General features: G+C 32.2%; 12 protein-coding genes. 11 read left to right on the top strand and 1 reads right to left on the bottom strand.

What is annotated here, in order from left to right; translation table 11 throughout:
• Nucleotides 1-11 precede the first annotated feature (11 nt).
• The 4 genes from ACH5TW_RS08295 (at nucleotide 12) to queG (ending at nucleotide 4,994) form a co-directional block, all read left to right on the top strand.
• The gene (locus ACH5TW_RS08295; protein WP_439336039.1) at nucleotides 12-971 is read left to right on the top strand and encodes a PorP/SprF family type IX secretion system membrane protein; all 960 of its coding nucleotides are present in this window, start codon (nucleotides 12-14) and stop codon (nucleotides 969-971) included.
• A 19-nt stretch (nucleotides 972-990) separates the two neighbouring features.
• Entirely contained in the window at nucleotides 991-2,877 is a 1,887-nt protein-coding gene (locus tag ACH5TW_RS08290) for an OmpA family protein (RefSeq protein WP_439336038.1), read from the top strand.
• A 174-nt stretch (nucleotides 2,878-3,051) separates the two neighbouring features.
• Nucleotides 3,052-4,074, top strand: a complete 1,023-nt coding sequence (gene ruvB / locus ACH5TW_RS08285) for a Holliday junction branch migration DNA helicase RuvB (RefSeq protein WP_439336037.1) — start codon at nucleotides 3,052-3,054, stop codon at nucleotides 4,072-4,074.
• On the top strand, nucleotides 4,074-4,994 hold the full coding sequence (queG, locus tag ACH5TW_RS08280) for a tRNA epoxyqueuosine(34) reductase QueG (RefSeq protein WP_439337500.1): 921 nt from the start codon (nucleotides 4,074-4,076) through the stop codon (nucleotides 4,992-4,994). The genes ruvB and queG overlap by 1 nt, the downstream gene beginning before the upstream one ends.
• Nucleotides 4,995-5,133: 139 nt before the next feature.
• On the opposite strand, the gene ACH5TW_RS08275 is transcribed toward queG, so the two are convergent.
• Nucleotides 5,134-6,159 (bottom strand): LacI family DNA-binding transcriptional regulator, encoded by a 1,026-nt coding sequence (locus ACH5TW_RS08275; RefSeq protein ID WP_439336036.1) that lies wholly within the window; start codon nucleotides 6,157-6,159, stop codon nucleotides 5,134-5,136.
• 261 nt (nucleotides 6,160-6,420) lie between these two features.
• Between ACH5TW_RS08275 and ACH5TW_RS08270 the strand changes: the two genes are divergently transcribed.
• The 7 genes from ACH5TW_RS08270 (at nucleotide 6,421) to ruvA (ending at nucleotide 16,736) form a co-directional block, all read left to right on the top strand.
• Complete coding sequence (locus tag ACH5TW_RS08270; RefSeq protein WP_439336035.1) at nucleotides 6,421-9,054, top strand: TonB-dependent receptor; 2,634 nt, start codon at nucleotides 6,421-6,423, stop codon at nucleotides 9,052-9,054.
• Nucleotides 9,055-9,275: 221 nt separating this feature from the next.
• A complete protein-coding gene (locus ACH5TW_RS08265) occupies nucleotides 9,276-9,647 on the top strand; it encodes a glutaredoxin family protein (protein ID WP_439336034.1) in 372 nt (123 codons plus the stop codon).
• Nucleotides 9,634-10,962, top strand: a complete 1,329-nt coding sequence (locus ACH5TW_RS08260; RefSeq protein WP_439336033.1) for an MFS transporter — start codon at nucleotides 9,634-9,636, stop codon at nucleotides 10,960-10,962. The genes ACH5TW_RS08265 and ACH5TW_RS08260 overlap by 14 nt, the downstream gene beginning before the upstream one ends.
• 23 nt (nucleotides 10,963-10,985) lie before the next feature.
• Nucleotides 10,986-11,912 carry a carbohydrate kinase family protein gene (locus ACH5TW_RS08255; protein ID WP_439336032.1) on the top strand — a complete coding sequence of 309 codons (927 nt, stop codon included), beginning with the start codon at nucleotides 10,986-10,988 and terminating at the stop codon, nucleotides 11,910-11,912.
• A gap of 12 nt (nucleotides 11,913-11,924) precedes the next feature.
• Nucleotides 11,925-13,658, top strand: coding sequence for an alpha-amylase family protein (locus ACH5TW_RS08250; protein ID WP_439336031.1), 1,734 nt, complete (start codon nucleotides 11,925-11,927; stop codon nucleotides 13,656-13,658).
• 148 nt (nucleotides 13,659-13,806) lie between these two features.
• Nucleotides 13,807-16,104 carry an NADP-dependent malic enzyme gene (locus ACH5TW_RS08245; protein WP_439336030.1) on the top strand — a complete coding sequence of 766 codons (2,298 nt, stop codon included), beginning with the start codon at nucleotides 13,807-13,809 and terminating at the stop codon, nucleotides 16,102-16,104.
• 50 nt (nucleotides 16,105-16,154) lie between these two features.
• Nucleotides 16,155-16,736 carry a Holliday junction branch migration protein RuvA gene (gene ruvA / locus ACH5TW_RS08240; protein WP_439336029.1) on the top strand — a complete coding sequence of 194 codons (582 nt, stop codon included), beginning with the start codon at nucleotides 16,155-16,157 and terminating at the stop codon, nucleotides 16,734-16,736.
• Nucleotides 16,737-16,742 lie beyond the last annotated feature (6 nt).

Raw genomic sequence — 16,742 nt, 5'->3', positions numbered from 1 at the left:
ATTTAGAAACTATGAAACATTTAAATATATATCATAAAATAGCTGCGATAGTAGGATTGACATTCTTAATGTCCGTTCAAAGTTTTGCGCAGCAAGATCCTCAATTTACACAGTACATGTATAATATGAGTGTTATAAACCCCGCATATGCAACTGCAGATGAGGCCATTTTGAATCTCGGAGGTTTATATAGAACACAATGGGTAGGGCTAGAAGGAGCTCCTAAAACAGGAACCTTTTTTGCTCATACACCAATAAATGAAAAAATAGAAGTTGGTATTTCGTTTGTTAACGATAATATTGGCGACATTGTTCAAGAAAATAATATTTATGCAGATTTTGCTTATGTTTTACCAGTTGGTATAGAATCTAAACTATCGTTAGGTTTAAAAGCAGGATTTACTTTTTTCGATGTTAATTTTGATGGCTTTAATTTACAATCAGGAAATGTGTCTACAGATTTAGCATTTAATGAAAACATAAATAAAACCTTTCCTAATTTAGGAATAGGAGCCTTTTTCTTTACAGATAATTATTATATTGGTTTATCTGCTCCAAACATGTTATCATCTAAACATTTAGAAACAGAAAACGGAGTAAGAGCTACAGGAATTGAAAATGTACATTACTATTTAACAGGTGGTTATGTATTTGATGTTAATCAGAATTTAAAATTTAAACCAGCATTTATGGCTAAATCTGTTAAAGGAGCTCCTTTAGCATTAGATATTACAGCCAACGTTTTAATTAATGAAAAGTTAGAAGCCGGTTTAGGATATAGATTAGATGATGCTATTAGTGGTTTGATAGGTTTTAGAATTTCACCAGAACTAAAAATAGGATATGCTTACGATTTTACAACCAATAATTTAGGAAGTTATAACTCTGGATCACACGAGATATTCATTTTATTTGATGTCGATTTATTCGGTTTCAAAGGAGGTTATGATCGTTCACCAAGATTCTTCTAAATTTTAATAATAGGAAACCATGAAAAAACATACATACATATTTGCAAGCCTTTTATTAGTTAGTGGAATAGCATTAGCACAAAAAGGAAACATAAAAAAAGCTAATAAGCTTTTTGAAATGAGAGCCTATAATGAAGCAGCAGAAACCTACGAAACAAAAGAGCGTAGTCAAGAAGTACTTCAAAATTTAGCCGATAGTTATTATTACAATACAAGTCTTCAAAAGGCTATTAAAACCTATAGAGAGTTGTTTATAGAATATGGCGACTCTATTGATATAGAATATCATTTTCGTTATGCACAAGCTTTAAAAGGTGTTAAAAATTATAGTGAAGCCGATAAACATTTAAGTTCTTATTATAATAAACCAATTAATACGAGTGCGTTTATAGAATTGACCAATAAAACAACACCTCATAATTTTGAATTGAAGCAAATTGTGAATGAAAATTCGAGTAGCGATTTTGGTTTGTCTTTTTATGGAGATAATAAAGTAGCTTTTGCTTCAGGAAGAAATACTGAAAATCCATCATACTCATGGAATGAGTTACCGTATTTAGATTTGTATAGTGCAACTTTAACAAATGATAATAAACTTGAAAATATTCAGCCTTTTTCTGAAGCTATAAATACAAATTCACACGAAAGTAGTGCCGTATTTACTAAAGATGGTAAAACCATGTATTTTAATAGAACCAATACCACACGTAAAAAAACAGACGAAGAGCGTATTGCACATATTAAAATTTATAAAGCAGAATTAGTTGATGGCGTTTGGACAAATGTTACTGCATTGCCATTTACATCAAATAATTATAGTACAGAACATCCTGCACTAAGTAAAGATGGAAAAACACTTTATTTTGCAAGTGATATGCCAGGGACTTTAGGAAGTTTCGATATTTATAAAGTTGCAATTAATGATGATGGAACTTACGGAGAACCAGAAAATTTAGGAGCTACAATTAATACAAAACATAGAGAGCAATTTCCTTTTATAAGTGAGTTTAATGTACTGTATTTTTCATCAATAGGTCACCAAGGTTATGGTGGTTTAGATGTGTTTAGAAGTAATATGGTAAATGATACATTTGATAATCCTATAAACTTAGGAAGTTCTATAAATAGTAATTTAGACGATTTCGCTTATGTTATTAGAGAAAAAGATAATATGGGTTATATATCTTCAAACAGAACAGGATTCGACAGACTATTTGGCTTTTCTAGAGAAGAAAATATTTTGTCAAAATATCAAGTAGAAGGTGTTGTACAAGATATAAATAGTAAAGAGTTATTAGTAGGTTCTTTATTAACATTGTTCGATGAATCTGGTACTGTAATTCAAGATACCATTGTTGGTGAAGATGCTTATTATATTTTCAAAATAGAGCCTAATAAAAAATATAAAGTTAGGGGGACTAAGAAAGCTTATATTCCACAAGATGTTGATTTCTCAACAGATAGTAAAGGGAAAGTACAACACAATATTTACTTAAGCTTAGAATCTTTTAAAGATGCAGAAGAGCGTGTAAAAGAAAATGAAAAAGGAGATGTTCAAATTGAATTAGATAAAATTTATTTCGATTTTGATCAATCTAATATTCGTGATGATGCATCAGTAACATTAAATGTATTGGTAGATTTAATGAAGAAATACCCAACTATGGAAGTTGAAGTTTCAGCACATACAGATGCACATGGTGCAGACGAATATAATTTAAAATTATCTAAAAAACGTGCAACTTCAACTCTTGAATATTTAGTAAGTCAAGGGATTGATAGAAACCGATTAAAAAGTATTGGTTATGGCGAAACGCAACCACTTAATGATTGTGTTAAAGAAGGTGTTTGTGACGATGATGAATATGATGTTAACAGGCGTTGCGAATTCACAATTTTAAAATAATAATTAGGAACCAACCATAATTTTAACCAAATTATTTGATTAAGCCTTTCCATTTCGGAAAGGCTTTTTGTTTATATTTGCTTTTAGCGAACTTTTTGTCATTCCCGTAAAGGCGGGTATCTTTTTTAAATTGAACCTAAATGTCACCTTGAGCGCAGTCGAAAGGCATCAAACATGAACGAAAACCTAGATCCAACAAACGATAATTTTTCTCCAGAAGAGCTTGATGTAGAAAAAAAGTTAAGACCTTTAGCTTTTGATGACTTTACAGGGCAAGATCAAGTGTTGGAAAATTTACAGATTTTTGTTCAAGCAGCAAACTTACGTACAGAAGCCTTAGATCATACGTTGTTTCATGGTCCTCCAGGATTAGGTAAAACAACCTTGGCGCATATATTAGCAAGTGAACTTGATGTAGGTATTAAAGTAACATCTGGACCTGTATTAGATAAACCAGGCGATTTAGCTGGTTTGTTAACTAATTTAGATGAACGTGATGTTTTGTTTATTGATGAAATACATCGATTAAGTCCTATTGTAGAGGAGTATTTATACTCCGCTATGGAAGACTATAAAATTGATATTATGATTGAATCTGGCCCCAATGCTAGATCTGTACAAATTAATTTAAATCCGTTTACATTAGTTGGAGCAACCACACGTTCCGGATTACTTACTGCTCCCATGCGAGCACGTTTTGGAATTCAAAGTAGATTACAATATTATAAAACCGATTTACTAACCACCATTGTGCAACGTAGTGCAGGTATTTTAAATATGCCTATTTCTATGGAAGCAGCTATTGAAATTGCAGGAAGAAGTCGTGGTACGCCTAGAATAGCAAATGCTTTGTTGCGTCGTGTTAGAGATTTTGCACAAATAAAAGGAAATGGTTCTATTGATATTAAAATAGCAAAGTTTGCTTTAGAAGCGTTGAATGTAGATGCGCATGGATTGGATGAAATGGATAATAAAATTCTAACAACTATTATTGAGAAATTTAAAGGCGGTCCTGTGGGACTTTCAACGATTGCTACTGCAGTAAGTGAAAGTACAGAAACTATTGAGGAAGTTTACGAACCCTTTTTAATACAACAAGGTTTTATTATGCGCACACCTCGTGGGCGTGAAGTTACTGAGCAAGCATATAAGCATTTAGGAAAAGTAAAAGGACCAACTCAAGGTGGTTTGTTTTGATAAATAATAAAACTAAACACACGCAACTTATTAAAACCGAAGCCAAACGCCTCGGTTTTTTATCTTGTGGTATAAGTAAAGCGGCTTTTTTAGAAGAAGAAGCACCTCGATTAGAAAAATGGTTAAAGAATAATATGCATGGTGAGATGCAATATATGGAAAACCATTTTGATAAGCGTTTAGACCCAACAAAATTGGTTGAAGGTTCTAAAAGTGTTATTTCGTTATTGCTTAATTATTATCCTGAAGAAACTCAAAATAATGATAGTTTTAAGCTTTCAAAATATGCTTATGGTAACGATTATCATCATGTAATAAAGCATAAATTAAAATCACTTTTAAATTTTATTCAAGAAGAAATAGGAGAAGTGCATGGACGAGCTTTTGTAGATTCTGCACCTGTGTTAGATAAAGCTTGGGCTGCAAAAAGTGGTTTAGGTTGGATAGGGAAACACAGTAATTTATTAACCCAACAAGTAGGCTCGTTTTATTTTATAGCAGAACTTATTGTTGATTTAGATTTAGAATACGATTCGGTTACAACAGACCATTGTGGTACTTGTACTGCTTGTATTGATGCTTGCCCAACAGAAGCTATTACCGAACCTTATGTGGTTGATGGAAGTAAATGTATTTCTTATTTTACTATTGAATTAAAAGAAAATATTCCAACTGAATTTAAAGGTAAGTTTGATGATTGGATGTTTGGTTGCGATGTATGTCAAGATGTATGCCCTTGGAATCGGTTTTCAAAAGCACATAGCGAGCCTTTATTTAATCCGCATCCTGAATTACTTTCTATGACTAAAAAAGATTGGGAAGAGATAACTCAAGATGTGTTTAGTAAGGTGTTTCAAAAATCGGCAGTAAAGCGTACTAAGTTTTCTGGGTTACAACGAAATATTTACTTCTTGAAATAATACAGAAATAGTATAAATATTCAATTGAATACGTTTTTTGCGTTAGGGATTGAACGGTTTGTTTGAGCTCGCCGACGATAGGAGGAAGCGAGTAGAGAAAGCCCGACCCTTGTGGTAACGCCCAATTAAATTATATAACTTAGTTTGTAGATTCTCTTTTTACTAGAGCGGTTTCTAATGTAATGGTTTTTGGTGTAATTGGCTTGTTTTTTTTAATTGCTTTAATTTCTTTGTAAAGTTGTTTAAAGGCTGTTTTTCCCATGTCGTATCCTGGTTGATTTATGGTGGTTAAGGTTGGAGATATAACCGATGACATAAACCAATTACTAAAACCAACAATACTAATATCTTCTGGAACTTTAACGCCTTGTCTATTAAATTCTGTTAATGCTCCAATGGCAACTAAGTCGGTATTTATAAAAATACCATCAACATCATTATGATCTTTTAATAGTTGTTGGGCACTTTTTTTGCCTTCTTCAAAACTAATATCACCACATTCGCATATATAAACTAAAGAGGCATCATAAGGCATGTTATTATCTAGTAGTGCTTTTTTGTAACCAAGAAATCTATCTATAGAATTTTGAGGTAAAAGCGGACCTCTAAAATGTGCAATACGTTTGCAACCAGTATCAATTAAATGTTGTGTTGCATCGTATGCTGCTTTTCGATCGTCTATAATAATTTTTGAGCATTTTACAATTTTGGCTATTTTATCAAACATTACGAGTGGCTTATCTAGAGCAATTACATCGGTTAAATGATTAAAATTAGCAGTGCCATTGGCTATGGATATTAAAATACCATCTACACGATGACTTAATAATAAATCAATTTGTTTTTTTTCAAGTTCGTAAGACTCGTTAGATTGTAGAATTATAACTAAATAACCTTTTTTTTCTGCTTGTGCTACAATACCTTTAATGACACTAGAGAAAAAATGGTGAACAATTACGGGAATAATTAATCCAATAGTTTTAGATTCTTTGGTTCTTAAATTAACCGCAAAAGCGTTGGGTTTGTAGTTTAGTGTTTTAGCTAACTCTTTAACTAGTCCTTTTGTTTTTTTACTAACATCAGGATAATCTTTTAATGCTTTTGAAACAGTTGTAACTGAAATGTTTAAATGTTCTGCTATTTGTTTTAAAGTTACTGGTTTCATGTGCTTATAATTGTTGTTTTAATCGGTCATATGTAACATTCATTTAATCATTTTCTTGTGTATCGAAAATTTAGTTATGAATGTTTCATAAAATTTAATTAATTTCTTAATGCTAAATATAGTAAAAAAATCAAAAACGAAAACGTTTTCGGTGTTTTCGAAAACGTTTTCGTTGTTAATTTCGTTTTTTTTGTTACCTATGGTTATAAATTAGCTAAAAATTAACTAAATATTTTATTAAATAACTAAATTTAAGACAAAATGAATTCAACTAAAACTAAATGGAGTTTTTTACTCTTTATGTTATTTTCAGTATCGGCAATTTTTGCGCAATCAACGATTTCTGGAACAGTTAATGATCAAAGCGGTGTGCCACTTGGAGGCGTAAACGTTATTTTGGACGGTACTACAAAAGGTTCGGTTACCGATTTTGATGGAAACTACACTATTGCTAATGTAGAAGATGGAACGTACACATTAATAGCAACCTTTATTGGCTACAAAACTTTTACAAAAAGTGTTGAAGCACAAGGAGGCGATATTACAGTAAGTTTTTCTATGGAAGAAGATGCAGCATCGTTAGACGAGATTGTTGTAACTGGGGTTGTAAATCCAAAATCTAAATTAGAATCGAGTGTATCGGTTTCTACTATGGATGTGAAACTTATTGAGCAAGCATCTCCAAGAAGTGCAGGTGAGCTTTTTAGAAATATACCAGGTATACGTGCAGAATCTTCGGGTGGTGAAGGTAATGCTAACTTTAATGTGCGTGGTGTGCCAATTTCTTCTGGGGGATCAAGATACTTTCAAATTCAAGAAGACGGTTTGCCTTTAAACTTATTTGGTGATACGTCTTTTGGAAATGCCGATAACTTTTTAAGAATTGATTCAAATGTTGGTCGAGTTGAAGCTATTAGAGGTGGTTCTGCATCTACACAAACATCTAATGGGCCAGCAGGTATTATTAACATGATTAGTAAAACAGGTGCTACTGAAGGTGGTTCTTTCGGGACAACTTTTGGATTAGATTACCAAACAAGCAGATTAGATTTTGAATACGGTGCACCAATTGGTGAAGGTTTATCATACCATATTGGTGGCTTTATGAGAAGTGGAGAAGGTCCAAGAGAAATTGGTTACCAAGGTAATAAAGGTGGACAGTTTAAAGCGAATCTTACTAAAAGATTTGAAAGCGGATATGTGCGTGTTTATGCTAAGTTTTTAAACGATAAATCGGTAATGTATTTACCAATGCCAATGTTATTAGAAGGCGATAATGCAAATCCAACTTTTTCTAATCTTCCTGGTTTCGATATTACTAATGATGCAGTACAATCTGCTTATTTACAACAAAGTGCTGGAACGTCTCCTTTTGATGGTGGTGGAACACATGTAAATGATGTTAGAAATGGAAATAACCCTATTTCTAAATCTTTAGGAGCTGAGTTTTCTTTTGATTTAGGTGATGGTTGGAAATTAGCAGCTAAAGGAAGATATTCTAATAATAGTGGCGAATGGGTTGCACCATTTACAGCTGCTGTTGGTACGGTTTCAGAAATTGATGCAACTGCTAGAGCAGCAGCAGGTGCAGGATCTGAACCATTAGTTTATGCAGACGGCGATAGAGAAGCTTTCAATCCATCTAACGGATTAGCTCAAATTATACACATGTTTGATGTAACAGTTGATGATTTAAGTAACTTTTTTGGTGATGTAAAAGTATCTAAAAAGCTTGGTGATAATGTTGGAGTAACTGCTGGTTTATTTACAGCAACTCAAAACACTAAAATTGGATGGCAATGGAACTCTTTCCTTTCTGAAGTTAAAGGAGGAGGTCAAGCTAGATTAGCCGATTTTGATGGTTTTTCAAGAAATGGTCAATATTCTTATGGAACGCCAGTTTGGGGTAACTGTTGTCAGCGTAAATACAATACAGTACATAATGTAAATTCTCCTTATGTTGGTGTTGATGCAGATATTACTGAAAAATTAAACTTTGATGGTAGTGTGCGTTTTGAAAATGTTAAAGTAACTGGTAACATTGCAGGAGGACCAACAAGTCAGGGTAATTACGATTATGATGGTGATGGTGTAATACAAGGTATTGAGCAATCTGTTCCTGTAATTGCAGGTAATGCTGGTCAAATTGTTAATGATGATTATAATTTTGTGTCGTTTTCTGCAGGTCTTAACTATAAGTTAGATGAAGGTGCAGCTGTTTTTGCAAGATACAGTTCTGGTGCTTCTGGTAGAGCAGCCGATAGAAATTCTTATGGAATAGATGGAAAAGCAGATGTGCAGTATGATGAAGTATCTCAATTAGAAGTTGGTTACAAGAAAAGATTAAAAAATGGTGTGCTTAACTTAACAGGATTTATGAGTAATACCGATGAGGGTTTAAGTAACGAATTAAACAGAACAGTTGGTAATCCTTTTAAAGCTTTAGGTTTAGAAGCTGAAACAGCTTTAGCTTTTGGAGATAACTTCTCTGTTAATGGTTCTTTTACTTGGACAAAAGCAGAAATTGATGGTGGTGACAATAAAGGAAATACTCCAAGAAGACAAGCCGATTTAGTTTACAACGTATCACCTTCTTATAATTTTGGTGAAAACAGTCAGCATAGTATTGCTTTAAGTATGTTAGGAACTTCTAAGTCGTATGCTCAAGATGATAATGATTTAGTAATGCCAGCTTATGCATATTTTAATTTAATAGGAAGAGTAGGTTTAACAGAAGGTCTTTCGTTAGTATTAAGTATGAATAATATTTTTGATACTGTCGGTATAACAGAAGTTGAAGGTAACGGCGATGGAGCTTTTGGTGGAAATCGTTTAGTAAGAGCAAGATCAATTAGTGGTAGTTCTTCGACCATTTCTTTACAGTATAAATTTTAACAGATTGTGATTATTAATAGCAAAAAGTTTGTTTGGTTTTTTAAGTGATTAGTAATTAGGGTTGATGTAATCTCTCACTAAATGTCAACCCTTTTTATTAATTTAATTTTACAAGCTTTTAAATTTATGAATAAGAAATATCGATAACTAAATCACGATGACTAATGAAATGATTTAATGGATAATACATGTGACTAGTAAATCACAAAAAATATAAACACATGAAATATTTAGTATTGATAATTGTTCTTTTTGTTTCTCTTGAAAGTAGTTCTCAAAATATAAATAGTGCTACTAAATTTGATAAGCAAGAAAAAATAATAGTTTATGGTAGCGATACATGTCACTATTGTATTGATACTAAAACTTATTTAAAGGAAAGGAAAATAGAATTTATATATTATGATGTTGATGTAAATATAGAAAAGCAAAGAGAAATGATCATTAAACTGCAAAAAGCAGGTATTTCACTTGATAATTTGTCTTTACCAGTTGTGGATTTAGGTGGTAAATTGATAATGAATACTCCTACTGATTTTGAAGAGTTTCTTAAAAAATTAATAACCAAAAATAGTAAAGATGGAAATAACTAAACCAAAGTTAACTTTCTGGCAAATACTTAATATGAATGTTGGTTTTTTTGGCATTCAGTATAGTTTTGGTTTGCAACAAAGTGCAGTAACACCAATTTATGATTTTTTAGGAGCGAGTCCAGATCAGATACCATTGTTACATCTTGCTGGTCCAGTAACAGGATTGTTAGTGCAGCCTATTATTGGAGCATTAAGTGATAAAACATGGAGTCCTAAATTTGGAAGACGAAAGCCTTTTTTCTTAATTGGAGCTATCTTATGCAGTATAGCTTTACTAGCATTTCCGTTTAGTAGTACTTTATGGATGGCAGCAGGTTTGTTGTGGATTCTAGATGTTGGTAATAATACAGCAATGGAACCTTATAGAGCATTAATTGCAGATAAGTTAGATGATGAACAACAACCGTTAGGTTTTCAAATGCAAAGTTTTTTTACTGGCTTTGGACAGGTTTTAGCTAATTTATCGTTATTTATTTTTCCTTTAATTTTTGTTGGCATGACAGGCTCATTGCCAAAATGGGTTTATGCATCCTTTTTCTTGGGCGCTTTTTGTTCAATAGCTACAATTTTATGGAGTATTAGTAAGACCAAAGAAATTCCACCAACAGCAGAAGAATTAACAAAACTTAAAAGTGAAAAACGAAGTGTTTTAGGTCCTTTGCTAGAAATTTTTGGAGCTATTAAAGATATGCCAAAAGTTATGTGGCAATTAGCATTAGTTTATTTGTTTCAATGGTATGCCTTGTTTTGTTATTGGCAAAATTCATCAAAAAGTGTAGCGCTTTCAGTTTGGAATGCTACGCCAGATAATAAAGAAGCTTACAGTGAAGCTGTAAGTTGGACGGGGTTAGTTAATGGTTGGTATAATGTAGTTACTTTTTTAGTAGCATTTGCTTTAGTTGGATTTGCAAAAAAATACAGTGCAAAAAAAGTTCATGCCTTCTGTCTACTTATCGCGGCAATAGGTTTCTTAGCTTTTCCGCATATAGAAAACAAGAATTTATTGTTTTTCGCAATTACAGGGTTTGGTATTGGTTGGGCAAGTATGATGGGTATTCCATATTTAATGGTAGTTTCAGAAATTCCAAAAGAGAGGTATGGCGTTTATATGGGAATCATTAATATGATGATTGTAGTGCCTATGATTATACAAACATTGTCTTTTGGTTATGTTTTAAAACATTTCTTGAATAATGATCCTCGTAATGCAATCACTTTTGCAGGGGTGTTATTAATTATTAGTGCTGTTTTAACACTGTTTATTAAGACTAAAAAGTTTGCTGATAATATAACAATAGCGCCAACAGCGCATTAAGTACCTTATAATATTTAATTTTTATGAAGAATATAGATATTCTATGTGTTGGCGAAGTCCTGGTTGATTTTATCGGTCACCAATCTGGAGTACAGATTAATAACACAAGAGATTACCATAGATACCTAGGCGGCTCTCCTACGAATGTAGCGATGAATTCTGCTAGGCTTGGTTTAAATGCAATGATGATAGCAACTGTTGGAGACGATGGTTTTGGAGAATATATTTTTGAAAGACTTAACGAAGTAGGTGTTGTTACTAGCAATATTAATAAAATAGATGACAAACCTACTAGCGTTATTTTTGTGTCGAGAACAGATAGTACACCAGATTTTATTCCTTTTAGAAAAGCTGATTATTGTATTGATGAAGACCAAATATCGACTGAAATACTTTCAAGAACCAATATCTTTCACACAACTTGTTTTGCGTTAAGTGAAAATCCAGCGCAGTCAACCATTTTAAAAAAGGCCGAAGAAGCCTTTGATTTAGGTTGTAAATTAAGCATTGATGTGAATTATGCTAAAAAACTGTGGAAAAGTCAAGAGGAAGCACTCCGTGTAATTAAAGCCTATTGTAAGTTTAATCCGTTAATAAAAATTAGCGAAGATGATATGCTACGTCTTTTTGAAAAGGAAATGCCTCATGACGATATTTTTAATTTTTTCCATTCAGAAGGTGTCGATACTGTGTGTTTAACTTTAGGAAGTAAAGGGGTTAAATTGTCTCAAAAAGGAAAAGGGATTATTCAGTTACCAGCCATAAAAATTGAAAATGTTATGGATGCTACTGGAGCAGGAGATGCTTTTTGGTCTGGATTTTTATTCGCTTATATTAAAGAAAAACCTATTGAGAAATGTTTAGAAGTAGCATTACAATTAGCAGCTTTGAAACTTCAAAATGTAGGCAGGTTGCCAGATAATATTAATATACTATCAGAACTTTTGTAAAGTAATAAAATAATGTCAAAAGAAAATAAAATAGCTAATGGTGTGATGCTAAATGCATACCCAGACAGTATAGGTGGTAATATGAGCGACATAGTTGCTATGTTAAAAAAGCCTGAGTTTAAAGATGTGTTTTCATTGTTTTATGTGTTGCCAACGTTTTTTAATAGCGATTTAGATAGGGGCTTTTCAGTTATAGATTATAATTTAAATAAGGAATTAGTTTCTGAAGCGGATTTAAAAGATTTGGAAAGTCTTAATATTAAATTAAAATTTGATATTGTATTAAATCATTTATCTGTTGCCTCTCCTCAATTTACTGATTTATTAAAACACGGAAATCAATCAAAATACAAAGATTTTTTTATTAATTGGAACACCTTTTGGGAAGGGAACGGAGATCTGGGAGATGATGGTATTGTAGTGCCTCATGAAGAATTTCTTAGTAAATTATTTATGAGAAAATCAGGTTTGCCTATTTTAAAAGTGCGTTTGCCTGATGGTACAGAAAAACCATATTGGAATACCTTTTATCAGCAAATAACATATAATAAAATTTCGATTTCCGATTTAAAAAGCATTAAAGGACTCTCTCATGAGAAAGCATTATTAATTTGTTATAAGGCCAATATTGCTATTGATAGTAAAGAAGATATTAAGACGATTGATTTTGAGGAAAGTAATGAGTTTAAAGATGCTGTTTTAAACATAATAGAACAAAATCGTTCTTATTTAGGTCAAATGGATGTGAATGCGAAATCGCCATTAGTTTGGGATTTCTACGAAGAAACACTTAAAAAAGTTAGCGATTTTGGTTGTTCTATATTACGGTTAGATGCCTTTGCTTATTTGCATAAAGAAATAGGGCAAACCAATTTTTTTAATAAGCCTGGTACTTGGGATTATTTAGAACGTATAAAACAAATTGCCAATAAAAATGATTTAACACTATTACCAGAAATTCATGCCGAATACGGATTGCATCTACACGATGAGGTAGCAGATAAAGGCTATCAAATTTATGATTTCTTTTTACCAGGATTAACAATACATACCATAGAAAACGGAACAAGTAAAGCGCTTTTGACTTGGGCTAAAGAAATTATAAATAAAGGCTATAAAACCGTTAATATGTTAGGGTGTCATGATGGAATACCTGTATTAGATTTAAAAGGGAAAGAAGTTGCTGGTGTTTATAATAAAGGCTTGTTAGAGGATGATGAGATTGAAGCTATTATGAGTATAATTATGGAGCGTGGTGGTCGTGTAAAAAACCTTTATGATCCTTCAGGAAATAAGATTTCTTACTATCAAGTTAATGCTACTTTTTTTAGTGCTTTAGGAGAAAGTGAACAGAAATTATTATTAGCAAGAGCCATTCAAATGTTTATGCCTGGGATGCCACAGGTGTGGTATTTAGATGTTTTTGCAGGGGCTAACGATTATAATGCTGCCGATAAAGGCGGAAGTGGCGGTCATAAAGAAATAAATAGGACTAATTTAACAATGCAAGATGTTGAGGATGGTCTTAAAAAAGAGATTGTTAAAAATCAGTTAGAAATCATTCGTTTAAGAAACACTTCTAAAGCGTTTTTAGGAACTGTAAAAATTAATGATACATCAGACAGCGAATTAGATATTTTATGGGAAAATGGCGATGATTATGCTCAACTAAAAGCAAATCTTGTAACTCATACGTTTACGGTTACTTATTCAGAAAATAAAATTTCAAAAATTTCTACGTTTTAATACCATATTGTTTCAATTTGTTAATTATAACTAGATAATATTTAATAATTTTTGGTTAAAAAAGTACCTTCAATAATTCAAAATATTGAAGGTTTCCTTGTATAGGATTGTTATATTTGCTAGATATAATTATTAATAATTATTTCTAATGAGTAAAGAAAGTAAACGTAGTGATGCTTTATTATATCACGAATTGCCAACTCCAGGTAAAATACAAGTAGTTCCAACTAAAAAATACGCAACACAAAGAGACCTTTCTTTAGCATATTCTCCAGGTGTAGCAGAACCTTGTTTAGAGATTGAAAAAGATAATGATAACGCCTATAAATATACCGCAAAAGGAAATCTTGTTGCAGTAATATCTAATGGTACTGCGGTTCTAGGTTTAGGAAATATAGGTCCTGAAGCTTCAAAACCTGTAATGGAAGGTAAAGGTTTGCTTTTTAAAATTTTTGCAGATATAGATGTTTTTGATATTGAAGTTAACACTGAGAATGTTGATGAGTTTATTGCTACAGTTAAAAACATAGCCCCAACATTTGGAGGTATTAATCTTGAAGATATTAAAGCGCCTGAAGCTTTTGAAATTGAAAGACGCTTAAAAGAAGAGCTTGATATTCCTGTAATGCATGATGATCAACATGGAACAGCTATAATATCGGCAGCAGCATTAATTAACGCTTTAGAAATAGCAGGAAAGAAAATTGAAGAGGTACAAATAGTAATAAGTGGTGCTGGAGCAGCAGCCATTTCATGCTCCCGTTTATATCAAGATTTTGGTGCTAAACGAGAAAATATGGTTATGCTAGATAGTAAAGGTGTAATAAGAAATGATAGAGATAATTTGTCATCTCAAAAAGCAGAGTTTGCTACAGATAGAAAAATAGATACGCTTGATGAAGCTATGCAAAATGCCGATGTATTTATAGGTTTGTCAATGGCCGATATTGTATCTCCTGAGATGTTGTTGTCTATGGCAAATAATCCTATTGTGTTTGCTATGGCTAATCCAAATCCAGAAATAAATTACGATGTTGCTATTGCAACGCGTAAAGATATTATTATGGCTACGGGAAGAAGTGATCATCCTAATCAAGTAAATAATGTTTTAGGTTTTCCGTTTATATTTAGAGGTGCTTTAGATGTTAGAGCAACTAAAATTAACGAAGCTATGAAAATGGCAGCAGTTAAAGCTTTAGCAAAATTAGCGAAAGAACCTGTGCCAGAACAAGTAAATATAGCATATGGAGAAACTAGATTAGCATTTGGTAAAGATTATATTATTCCTAAGCCAACAGATCCGAGATTAATTGCCGAAGTACCACCAGCAGTTGCCAAAGCAGCTATAGATAGTGGTGTGGCTAAAAAGCCTATTGCAAATTGGGATGCTTATAGAGATAAATTAAGAGAACGTTTAGGTTCTGATAATAAAATGGTAAGGCTGCTTCTTAGTAGAGCTAAATTAGATCCAAAACGTGTTGTTTTTGCTGAAGCAGATCAGTTAGATGTTATTAAGGCAGCTCAAATAGTCTATGAAGAAGGTGTTGCAATTCCTATTTTATTAGGAAGGAAGGAAACTATAAAAAATTTAATGGCAGAAATTGATTTTGATGCCGATATTCTTATAGTTGATCCAAAAACAGATGAAGAAAACGATAGAAAAGATAAGTATGCTAAAGTATATTGGGAACAACGCAAGCGTAGAGGTGTAACACTTTATGCAGCAGAGCGTTTAATGAGAGAACGTAATTATTTTGCTGCTATGATGGTGAATGAAGGTGATGCAGATGCATTAATTTCTGGATATTCACGTAGTTATCCATCGGTAGTAAAACCTATGTTAGAACTTATAGGTATGGCTAAAGGCGCTAATAGAATTGCAACAACCAATGTTATGATGACTAAGCGTGGGCCGTTATTTTTAAGTGATACCTCAATAAATATTAATCCAGGTTCAAAGGAATTAATAAAAATAGCAAGAATGACTTCTCAGGTTGTTAAAATGTTTGGGATGAATCCGGTTATGGCCATGATTTCGTATTCAAATTTTGGATCTTCAAAAAATATTGACGCATCAAAAGTTCGTGATGCCGTAGCATATTTACATCGTCATTATCCAGATATGATTGTTGATGGGGAGTTGCAAACAGATTTTGCTTTAAATGCAGACATGCTTAAAGAGAAATTTCCATTTTCAAAATTAGTAGGTAAAAAAGTAAATACACTTATTTTTCCAAATTTAGATTCAGCAAATATTACTTATAAATTATTAAAAGAATTAAACGAAGCTGAATCTATAGGACCAATTATGATGGGTATGAAAAAACCTGTTCATATTTTGCAATTAGGGGCAAGTGTAGATGAAATTGTTAATATGACCGCCATTGCTGTAATTGATGCACAACATAAAGAACAATTAGAGTTAGAAAAGGTTAGTGTTAAATAATTTAGTGAAAATAATTTTATTACATTTGATGCATTAACCGAAAGAGCTAAATGATAACACATATTCAAGGGAAACTTGTTGAAAAAAATCCAACACATGTTGTTATTGATTGTAATGGTGTTGGGTATATGTTAAATATTTCATTACATACGTTTTCTAAAATATCAGACACTGAAAAACTTAAGTTATATACTCATTTGCAAGTAAAAGAAGATTCGCATACACTTTATGGGTTTTCATCATTAGCAGAGCGAGAAATTTTTAGATTATTACTTTCTGTAAGTGGTATCGGTGCTAGTATTGCTCGTACTATGTTATCGTCTTTAACGCCTAAGCAAGTAAGAGAAGGTATTGCTACTAGTGATGTTGCTTTAATCCAGTCTATAAAAGGCATTGGTGCTAAAACAGCACAGCGTGTTATTTTAGATTTAAAAGACAAAATCTTAAAAATTTATGATATTGATGAAGTTTCTGTGTCTAAAGACAATACCAATAAAGATGAAGCGTTATCTGCTTTAGAAGTGCTTGGTTTTGTTAGAAAACAGGCAGAACGTGTCGTAGATAAAATTGTTATAGCACAACCAGAAGCGACAGTAGAAACTATAATTAAACAAGCTTTAAAAAATTTATAATAGATT

This window comes from Thalassobellus sediminis (assembly GCF_044386045.1).
In the GTDB taxonomy this organism is placed as follows: Bacteria; Bacteroidota; Bacteroidia; order Flavobacteriales; family Flavobacteriaceae; genus Thalassobellus; species Thalassobellus sediminis.
This window is presented reverse-complemented; position numbering and strand designations above follow the sequence as displayed.